This window comes from Roseivirga pacifica, assembly GCF_900111145.1.
Taxonomy (GTDB): domain Bacteria; phylum Bacteroidota; class Bacteroidia; order Cytophagales; family Cyclobacteriaceae; genus Roseivirga; species Roseivirga pacifica.
This window is the reverse complement of record NZ_FOIR01000005.1, coordinates 220,427-230,000: the sequence shown is the minus strand read 5'-3', so window position 1 is coordinate 230,000 and position 9,574 is coordinate 220,427. Positions and strand designations below refer to the sequence as shown.

General features: G+C 42.0%; 8 protein-coding genes and 2 rRNA genes (1 of these 10 only partly in view). 8 read left to right on the top strand and 2 right to left on the bottom strand.

The window, feature by feature from the left end; all coding sequences use genetic code 11:
- Together BMW98_RS19705 and rrf are read left to right on the top strand one after the other, a co-directional pair.
- A 23S ribosomal RNA gene (locus tag BMW98_RS19705) occupies positions 1 to 1,825 on the top strand; it begins 1,053 nt to the left of the window's first position.
- 121 nt (positions 1,826 to 1,946) lie between these two features.
- Positions 1,947 to 2,058: ribosomal RNA gene (gene rrf, locus BMW98_RS19700) — 5S ribosomal RNA — on the top strand.
- Positions 2,059 to 2,130: 72 nt separating this feature from the next.
- On the opposite strand, the gene BMW98_RS20620 is transcribed toward rrf, so the two are convergent.
- Positions 2,131 to 2,319, bottom strand: a complete 189-nt coding sequence (locus BMW98_RS20620; protein WP_245733660.1) for a hypothetical protein — start codon at positions 2,317 to 2,319, stop codon at positions 2,131 to 2,133.
- Between BMW98_RS20620 and BMW98_RS19695 the strand changes: the two genes are divergently transcribed.
- The 6 genes from BMW98_RS19695 to BMW98_RS19670 all read left to right on the top strand — a co-directional run bounded on the left by BMW98_RS19695 (position 2,282) and on the right by BMW98_RS19670 (position 8,652).
- A complete protein-coding gene (locus tag BMW98_RS19695) occupies positions 2,282 to 4,237 on the top strand; it encodes a BatA domain-containing protein (RefSeq protein ID WP_245733659.1) in 1,956 nt (651 codons plus the stop codon). The two genes, BMW98_RS20620 and BMW98_RS19695, sit on opposite strands and share 38 nt — an antisense overlap.
- A 1-nt stretch (position 4,238) precedes the next feature.
- A complete protein-coding gene (locus BMW98_RS19690; RefSeq protein WP_090261110.1) occupies positions 4,239 to 5,510 on the top strand; it encodes a dihydroorotase in 1,272 nt (423 codons plus the stop codon).
- Positions 5,500 to 6,039: a DUF4199 domain-containing protein gene (locus BMW98_RS19685; RefSeq protein ID WP_090261108.1), complete on the top strand. Its 540-nt coding sequence runs from the start codon at positions 5,500 to 5,502 to the stop codon at positions 6,037 to 6,039. Before BMW98_RS19690 ends, BMW98_RS19685 begins: the two co-directional genes overlap by 11 nt.
- Positions 6,040 to 6,157: 118 nt before the next feature.
- Positions 6,158 to 6,706, top strand: a complete 549-nt coding sequence (locus BMW98_RS19680) for a DUF4199 domain-containing protein (protein ID WP_090261106.1) — start codon at positions 6,158 to 6,160, stop codon at positions 6,704 to 6,706.
- Between the two features lie 3 nt (positions 6,707 to 6,709).
- Positions 6,710 to 7,675: a glycosyltransferase family 2 protein gene (locus tag BMW98_RS19675; protein ID WP_090261105.1), complete on the top strand. Its 966-nt coding sequence runs from the start codon at positions 6,710 to 6,712 to the stop codon at positions 7,673 to 7,675.
- Positions 7,672 to 8,652 (top strand): glycosyltransferase, encoded by a 981-nt coding sequence (locus tag BMW98_RS19670; RefSeq protein WP_090261103.1) that lies wholly within the window; start codon positions 7,672 to 7,674, stop codon positions 8,650 to 8,652. The genes BMW98_RS19675 and BMW98_RS19670 overlap by 4 nt, the downstream gene beginning before the upstream one ends.
- Here BMW98_RS19670 and BMW98_RS19665 read toward each other — a convergent pair.
- A complete protein-coding gene (locus BMW98_RS19665; RefSeq protein WP_090261150.1) occupies positions 8,631 to 9,398 on the bottom strand; it encodes a class I SAM-dependent methyltransferase in 768 nt (255 codons plus the stop codon). The two genes, BMW98_RS19670 and BMW98_RS19665, sit on opposite strands and share 22 nt — an antisense overlap.
- Positions 9,399 to 9,574 lie beyond the last annotated feature (176 nt).

Here is a 9,574-nt window from a genome sequence, read left to right as displayed (position 1 = left end):
ACTAAGGCGGTCCAGTTGCTTAGACAGCCAGGATGTTGGCTTGGAAGCAGCCATTCATTTAAAGAGTGCGTAACAGCTCACTGGTCGAGCGACAGGGCATCGATGATGATCGGGCATAAAGTATAGTACCGAAGCTAAGGCAGTATTTAATACTGGGTAGGGGAGCATTCTATAGGCGGAGAAGCCATCTGGTAATGGATGGTGGAGCGTATAGAAAAGCAAATGTAGGCATAAGTAACGATAAGGCGGGTGAGAAACCCGCCCACCGATAGACTAAGGTTTCCTGATCAACGCTAATCGGATCAGGGTTAGTCGGGACCTAAGGCGAACCCGAAGGGGGTAGTCGATGGACAATTGGTTAATATTCCAATACTACCGTATTCAGCGATGGGGTGACGGAGTAGTGAAAGATCCGCGGACTGACGGAATAGTCCGTTAAAGGGTGTAGTTATAGGCTGAGTAGGCAAATCCGCTCGGCTTGATGAACCTGATAGTACCACAATGCTTCGGCAGCGTGGATAGTGATCCTAATCAGACTTCCAAGAAAAACCTCTAAGTAATGGATATGGTACCCGTACCGTAAACCGACACAGGTAGTCAAGGAGAGAATCCTAAGGTGCTCGAGTGATTCATGGCTAAGGAACTAGGCAAAATGGCCCTGTAACTTCGGGAGAAGGGGCGCCTCCTCTGTAAAGAGAGGCCGCAGTGAATAGGCCCAGGCGACTGTTTAGCAAAAACACATGGCTTTGCGAAATCGAAAGATAAAGTATAAGGCCTGACACCTGCCCGGTGCTGGAAGGTTAAGGGGGGATGTTATCCGTAAGGAGAAGCATTGAACTGAAGCCCCAGTAAACGGCGGCCGTAACTATAACGGTCCTAAGGTAGCGAAATTCCTTGTCGGGTAAGTTCCGACCTGCACGAATGGTGCAACGATCTGGGCACTGTCTCAGCCATGAGCTCGGTGAAATTGTAGTCGCGGTGAAGATGCCGCGTACCCGCAACGGGACGAAAAGACCCCATGAACCTTTACTATAGCTTCACATTGGTATTGGGTAAATGATGTGTAGGATAGGCGGGAGACTTTGAACCTGTGTCGCCAGGCATAGGGGAGTCGTTGGTGAAATACCGCCCTTTATTTATCTGATGCCTAATCCAGCAATGGAGACAGTGTGTGGTGGGTAGTTTGACTGGGGTGGTCGCCTCCAAAAGAGTAACGGAGGCTTTCAAAGGTACCCTCAGTACGCTTGGTAACCGTACGCAGAGCGCAATAGCATAAGGGTGCTTGACTGTGAGGCCTACAAGCCGATCAGGGTCGAAAGACGGATATAGTGATCCGGTGGTTCCGCATGGAAGGGCCATCGCTCAAAGGATAAAAGGTACTCTGGGGATAACAGGCTGATCTCCCCCAAGAGCTCATATCGACGGGGAGGTTTGGCACCTCGATGTCGGCTCGTCACATCCTGGGGCTGGAGAAGGTCCCAAGGGTTGGGCTGTTCGCCCATTAAAGTGGCACGCGAGCTGGGTTCAGAACGTCGTGAGACAGTTCGGTCTCTATCTGTTGTGGGCGTAAGAAGTTTGAGAGGACCTGTCTTTAGTACGAGAGGACCGAGATGGACTAACCGCTGGTGTATCAGTTGTGCCGCCAGGTGCAGTGCTGAGTAGCTACGTTGGGCAGAGATAAGCGCTGAAAGCATCTAAGTGCGAAACTCCCCTCAAGATGAGACTTCTTTAAAGGGACGTTGGAGATGACAACGTTGATAGGCTGCAGGTGTAAAGGCAGAAATGTCATAGCTGAGCAGTACTAATTACCCGTAAGCTTTCCGATAGCCCCGCCTTTGTGCGGGGCGGTAACCTACCTCTATTGTGTGATACTCTTACAGTAAATATGTCGACCATCAGAAATGATGGTAAGAAATAGTGTTCAGTAAATGACTGGATTAAGATTTTATGGTGGTTATAGCGGTGGGGTCCACCTCTTCCCTTTCCGAACAGAGAAGTTAAGCCCGCTTGCGCTGATGGTACTGCCCTTACCGGTGGGAGAGTAAGTAGCCGCCAACTTATTATCAAAGGAACATACTTATCGTATGTTCCTTTTTTTCGTTATAGACCACTCCGGATAACTAGGCCCTGCTAAAACTCCATTTCTGGTGTCAGGAAATAACCGGTTAAAGAGGTTTCTGGTAGTTTTTGAATATAATTTTCATAGTTTTCGTAATAGATGACTATGCCTGAAGAATTACTCTCCTCCATTTTTGCGATAATTACTTTTAGTAGGCCAGAGGTGCTTTTTTTTACTAGTGCCATTCTTATACCGATCATTGTTCATTTGTTTAATCTTAGACGAATAAAGAAGGTTAAGTTCTCCAATACGGCACTGCTAAGGAGGGTTAAAGAGGAGAGTTCTGCCAAGAGAAAGCCTAAGGAGTTGCTAATATTGGCTTGTAGGATTTTGGCGATACTTTGCTTTGTTGTTGCTTTTGCTCAACCAATATTAAAAGATAGTAACGAGGAAGCTTCTCTTGGTGATACCGTGCTGTTGTATTTGGATAACTCACCTAGTATGGCTTATAGTTTTGGCTCAGAGTCTTTGTTCGATGAAGCTACAAGTTATGCTCAGACGATTACCACTTCTTATCCGGAACAGAGCCCATTTTATTTTATTGAGAATAATTACAGTAATTCTATTTATACGGAGTTCACGGCCGAGTCATTGGGAGAGTTACTAACGGAGGTTAATATTAGTAATGTTGGAAGGAATATAGGAGAGGTGCTCAATAGATCGAAAGCGAATGAGTTTGCTGGGGATTTTTATTTGGTCTCTGATTTTTCTGATTTTTCTGATTCTGATAGACTGTTGAATGACACACTTAATCAGTATTACTTGATTCCGACAAGTGTGAGTGAAAGGGAGAATATTTATATAGATACTGTTTACCTAGAGAATACCTTTCTTAGTGGGAGTTTTGCTAATTCGCTAAAGATAGAGTTGAAGGCAATTAATAGCAGTGTTACCGAGACCAATGCCAAGATTTTCTTTGATGATCAGCTAGCTGGAACTGTGCTCATTTCTTTCGATAATAATGGTTTTGGAAATGGTGTATACGAAATCCCTCAAAATCAACAGGGACTGGAGAATATTAGGTTAGAAATTGAGGATGCTAGTTTCTTGATGGATAATACTTATTACCTAAGCATTAATTCACTTAGTACAACGAATGTTGTAGAAGTCTACGGTGACTCTTCGACAGGATATGTGAGTTCACTATTTCGCGCTAATGAATTTTTCTCCTTTGAACGAGCTGATGCTGGTAACTTGAATAATGAGCTAATTCAAGGGGCTGATATCGTGATAGTAAATGGTGTTTCAGGGTTTTCTAATCAACTCTATAATACGATTAATCAGCATATTGAAAACGGAGGAACGGTGGTTGTTATTCCATCGTCTACTAATCGGGCTGATGATTTTGCAGGGTTCGATATAGACGTAGTTTTGGATACTAAGGAAGTTGGTCAATTAGCTTCTCCTGATTTTAATAATCCTTTTTTTGAAGGTGTTTTTGCTGAGGCAAACACTGATTTAAATATGCCCGATGCCACAACGGCATTTAGGTTAATGAATGCTGAATACGCTTTATTGAACTTTAGGAATGGGCGGCCATTTTTAGGAAAGGTTGCGGATACGGGTAACGTCTTTTTCTTCAGTTCTCCATTTAATGAAGACTTAACGGGCTTTCCAAATCACGCACTTTTTGTTCCGGTGATGTATAAGCTTGCATTGGGTAGCAAGTCATCATTCGCAAAGCTCTATCACTTTACGGATGATCAGTTGATCAATTTTCCACTTGCCAATGCCAGCGGCAATGGAGTTTTCCATTTAAAGAATAGCGAATTGGAATTTACGCCAGATCAACGCGTGGTAGGAGGCAACTTAGTAATGGAAATACCAAAGGATGTAGTTAGAGCCGGTACTTTTAAGGTTTATAGACAGGATCAGGAAATAGGTAGTATTTCTTTCAACTTACCAAAGTCTGAGTTCTTAGTGGATAATGATGTGCAAGATAGACTCAGAGAGTTGGCTGCTAGTGCCGATCATATTCATTTGATTGAAGCGAATGACCCCAGTGAATTTAAAGCCACAATGGAGGCGAGCCTCGTTGGCTTAGCGCTTTGGAGATGGGCAATTGCGCTTGCTTTATTATTTCTTTTTGTAGAAATAATTTTAATCCGATATTTGTAGCATGAACTTGCTCATTCGGGGTGCTCACATTCTAAATCCGGATTCTCCATTTCACAATTCTATCAAGGATATTTTTATTGAGGCTGGCGTTATTCGTCAGATAGGAGATAATCTTTCTGTTGAAAATGCTGAATTAATTGACGCAAAGGGCTGCTACGTTTCTGTAGGCTGGTTCGATATGCGCGCTAATTTTCAAGACCCAGGCCTTGAACATAAGGAAGACTTAGAGTCTGGTTCGCAGGCAGCAATGGCGGCAGGGTTTACAGATGTGGTGCTTTTGCCAAATGCACAGCCAGTGGTAGACTCCAAAAATGCAGTGGCTTACTACCAAAAATGGAGCAAATATTCTTTGGTTGATTTACATCCGATGGCTGCTGTAAGCCTAAAGGCAGAAGGTAAGGAACTCACCGAAATGATTGATTTACATTCAGCAGGCGCCAAGGCTTTTTCTGATGGAGTGAAGCCCATTTGGCATACAGATATTATGCTGAAGAGTTTGCAGTACTTGCAAAAGTTTGACGGCCTACTGATTAATAAGCCAGAAGACGAATTGCTTACGGCTTTCGGGCACATGAATGAGGGAGAGGTAAGTACCGTGATGGGATTGAAAGGGATGCCGTCAATAGCTGAGTCTTTAATGATTCAGCGTGATTTGGAGTTGTTGGAATACGCAGGAGGAAAGGTCCATTTTAGTTTAATCTCTAGCAAGGACAGTGTGGCACTTATTAGAGAAGCCAAAGCAAAAGGCCTAAAGGTGACATGCGATGTAGGTGTAAACTACTTGAAGTTTATAGATGCAGATGCACAGTTTTACGATACTAATTTTAAAGTAAATCCACCTTATAGAACTGAGCAAGATAGGTTGGCACTTGTTGAGGGAGTTTTGGATGGTACAATCGATGTGATTGTAAGTGACCATTACCCCCATGATGAAGAGTGTAAAAAACTTGAATTTGATTTGGCCGACTTTGGCACAAATAACTTACAGGGCTTTTTACCGGTTTTGATAGATGTTTTTGGTGATGACTTTGAAAAAGTGGTTGACAGGTTCACTTCAAAACCACGAGAAATTTTAGGCGTAACGTTGCCAGAAATTGAAGAAGGTGCTGACGCCTGTTTGACTGTTTTCTCTAAGGATCGCACTTGGCAATTCAACAAGCAAACGAATCTTTCCAAATCATTGGCCTCCCCATTAATGAATCAAGAATTGAAGGGGGCTGTTTTGGCAGTAACTAATAAAGGGCAGGTTTTTAAAACTAACAATGAAGCTTAATCCCAATATTCGTAAAGTTGCTGTTAAGTATGGCTTAGCAGGTGGCTTAATGTCCGTTTTGGCCTTTGTGGTGTTCTATGCGCTGGGACACCAGCCATGGAGAAACCTCATTTCATTTATACTCGATGCTGTCATTATTGGCATGTTTTGCTTTTTGGCCATTCGCGAGTTTAAAATTTCATATAACGGTTCGGAGTTAAGGTTTTATCATGGTATGACCATCGGCTTTATTGTTTACCTATTGATTGGTTTCGTTTTCTCGTTGTTTTTTGCAGGCTTCATCAACTGGATAGTTCCCGACTTTCTTGCCGAATACATTCAAATTGCCATTGAAGACCTAAACTTAAGAAAGGATATGCTTTTAGAGCAGGTTGATGAAAATCCGGAAGCGTTTTTTCAGGAGCAAGTAGAAGGGATAAGACAGATTACTCGTTCGCAATTGGTGCTTGATGTGTTTCTTAAAAGAGTGCTTATTGGCCTGTTTGTTACTCCCGTAATTAGTGTGGCCTTAAGAACAAACCAACGCTAAAATATTGCATTCATCCTGATTGCGTTTCGCTTAGCTATAAAATGATTTCACTTGTAGTTTCTGTGTGTATACTTGGAGAAAAATAGTATTTTCAATTCATCAACCTTAAAATGAAACTATGGAAAACGAACTCGAGTACGAACAGGACTATGGCTTAGCAGTAAAGAATGGGCTAATAGTAGGAGCGATTTTTGGTGTATTTGCCATTCTGCTCTATGTAATTCAGGAGTCTTTACTAGCCAATGGAATGTTAGGCATAGTGCTTATCCTGGTTAACCTAATTGTGTTAGGAATATTGGGTGTACGCTACCGAAAAGCAGTTGGCGGCTACTTATTATTTGGCGATGCCTACAAAGCGATTTTTGTTATGGTGCTCGTTTGTATTTTGGTGAGTACAGTATTTCAAATTTTGTTACACCAAGTAATCGACCCTAGTTTGGGTGAGCGATTAACTCAAATTGGAGTAGAAAATGCCGAAGCAATGATGAGAAGGTTTGGAGCGCCAGAAGATCAGATTCAAGAAGGCCTGCAAGCTGCTAGAGAACAAGATAATTACTCAATTGGCGCACAACTTATGGGTGTTTTGTATGTTGGGGTGATTGGAAATGCAGTAATCACACTTATATTAGCGGCCATTGCGAAGAAGAAGCCAGAAGAAGAATACTAGATTTTGATACAGATATCCGTTGTAATACCAGTTTTTAACGAAGAAGAGTCTTTACCGGAATTAACTGATTGGATAAGCCGTGTGATGCAATCGCATGGCTTTTCTTATGAAGTTATTTTTGTGGATGACGGTAGCACAGACACTTCTTGGGAGGTGATAAAACGTCTCTCTCAGCAGAATGATGCGTTAAAGGCAATTCGCTTTAACAGAAACTATGGTAAGTCTGCAGCGCTTAATGTGGGCTTTAAAAAGACCCAGGGTGAGGTAGTAATTACGATGGATGCCGATATGCAGGACAGTCCTGATGAGATACCTGTGCTATACGAAATGATCAAGTCTGGCCAGCATTTGGTTTCGGGTTGGAAGCAAAAACGACATGACCCAATTAGCAAGACTATCCCTTCCAAATTTTTCAACAGGGTTACACGTGTTATTTCTGGCATTAAGCTGCACGACTTTAATTGTGGTTTGAAGGCTTATGATCAGAAAGTAATCAAGACCCTTGAGATATATGGTGAAATGCACCGATATATCCCGGTGATTGCCAAGCGCAATGGTTTTACCAAAATCACAGAAAAGATTGTAGAACATAGGGCGAGAAAATACGGAACTACCAAGTTTGGTATAGAGCGCTTTGTTTATGGTTTTCTCGATCTTATCTCCATAAGTTTTGTATCGAAATATAGAAAGCGCCCGATGCACTTTTTTGGCAGTATGGGTACGCTCTCGTTTCTTATTGGTTTTGCTTTTGTACTATGGATGGGCTGGAAAAAAATCAGTGCTATTTACATTTACAAAACCAATGAATATAGAGATTTGGTAGACCAGCCGATCTTCTTTTTGGCCATTGCAGCCATTATTATTGGCGTTCAACTTTTCTTAGCAGGCTTTGTTGGCGAAATGCTGGCTATGAACAGCCATAAAAAATCAGATTATATTTTTGAAGAAACCATTGGTTTGGATTCATGAGATTCTATTCCGTTGTAATTCCAGTTTACAATCGTCCTGATGAAGTAAAAGAGCTGCTAGAGTCGCTCACGCATCAAACCTATACAAATTTTGAAGTACTCATAATTGAAGATGGTTCCACAAATCGGTGTGAGGAAGTAGTGGCCGACTATAAGGATAAATTGAGTGTTAGGTATTACTTCAAAGAGAATTCGGGCCAGGGCTTTACTAGGAATTATGGGTTTGAAAGAGCCAAAGGAGATTACTTTGTGGTGTTCGACTCGGACTGTTTAATTCCTCCAAATTACTTCAACGAGGTTGAGCAATCACTAAATGAAAATGAGGTGGATGTTTTTGGTGGGCCTGATAAGGCGCACGCCTCGTTCAATACACTCCAAAAAGCTATAAGTTACGCCATGACCTCACCCTTTACAACAGGGGGGATTCGTGGCGGTAAAAAGCATATTGGCACTTTTCATCCGCGCAGTTTTAACATGGGGATTGCCAGAGCCGTTTTCGAGAAAACAGGAGGCTATAAAATTACCCGCATGGGTGAAGATATTGAATTCAGTATTCGAATTATTAATTCCGGATTTAGCACTGGTTTAATTGAGAATGCTTTCGTTTATCATAAAAGGCGTACAAGCTTTAGGCAGTTTTATAAGCAGCTACACTTTTTTGGTAGGGCGAGAATTAACGTAAATCGATTTTTTCCTGGCGAGTTAAAAATGGTGCATGCTATGCCGGCAGTTTTCGTGTTGGCCGTATGGGGTTGGTTATCAACGCTCATTTGGCAGCCAGCGCTGTTTAGGCTTGGAGGTGGCTTTTTAACCTTCTTCTTGTTGCTATTGTTAGTGGACGCTACCGCAAAAAATACAAGCCTAAAGGTTGGGTTATTTAGTGTGGTTGCTGGCTTTATTCAACTCTATGCATACGGAATGGGCTTGTTTTCTGAGCTTGTAAATCCGCGTGGAAATCAGCCCTTTGCGCAGAAATAGATGATCTCGTTTTTCGGTAGCGCATAACGAGTTACCCTCTCCTCTGGCATTTCCATTACGAATCGATCTTCTGTTACTGTGAAGCCAGCTTGCTCTAACCTTTTGCCATAATCAAGCCCATATAGCCTTACGTGATCATCCTGCCAATAAACGCGCTCTCTTTCCTTGGGGTCAGTAATTGTTGGATCTTCTAGTGTTGTTTCTCTGCTGTAGTCTTGCGGTGACTGAATAATTGCCCATCCACCAGGTTTAAGCACACGGTAAATCTCCGACATAGCTTTTATGTCATCATCTACATGCTCCATTACATGGTTGCAAAACACCACATCGAAAGTGTTTTTTTCAAAAGGAATATCATGAACATCCATTTTTACATCGGCCAATGGTGATTCCAGATCGGCAGAAAGGTATTCTATGTTTGGTAGGTTTTTAAAGATTTTGATAAAACACAGTTCGGGGGCTATGTGTAAGAGTTTAAGGTCGGCCGTGAAAAAGTTGGTCTTTTCTTTTAAGTAGAGCCACATTAATCGGTGCCTTTCAAGCGAGAGTGAGTCGGGGCAAAGTGCATTAGGTCTTGGGTTTAGTCTGCCGTATGGTAGAAATTTACGATAAGATATCTCGCAAATTGGGCACTCAACTTTATTGCCACGCATAAAAAGACTTACAAAGCGCAATACGTAATGGCTAAAATACTGAAGGTATTTACGAGGTACTTTACGTAAGAAAAAACTGATGATGCGCTTCATAGAAAAAGTTTGTGCAAAGATAGAAATCCGATTGGGAACTAAAACTGCCATTTAAAGGGTCAGTTTTCAAATAAAATTAACATTTAACCGCTCCAATAATTGGACTGAAACTCATTAAACTATCTCCTTCGTTAAATACTCTAAGAAGTGACTAAAAGAATGTCTACTTATTAAAA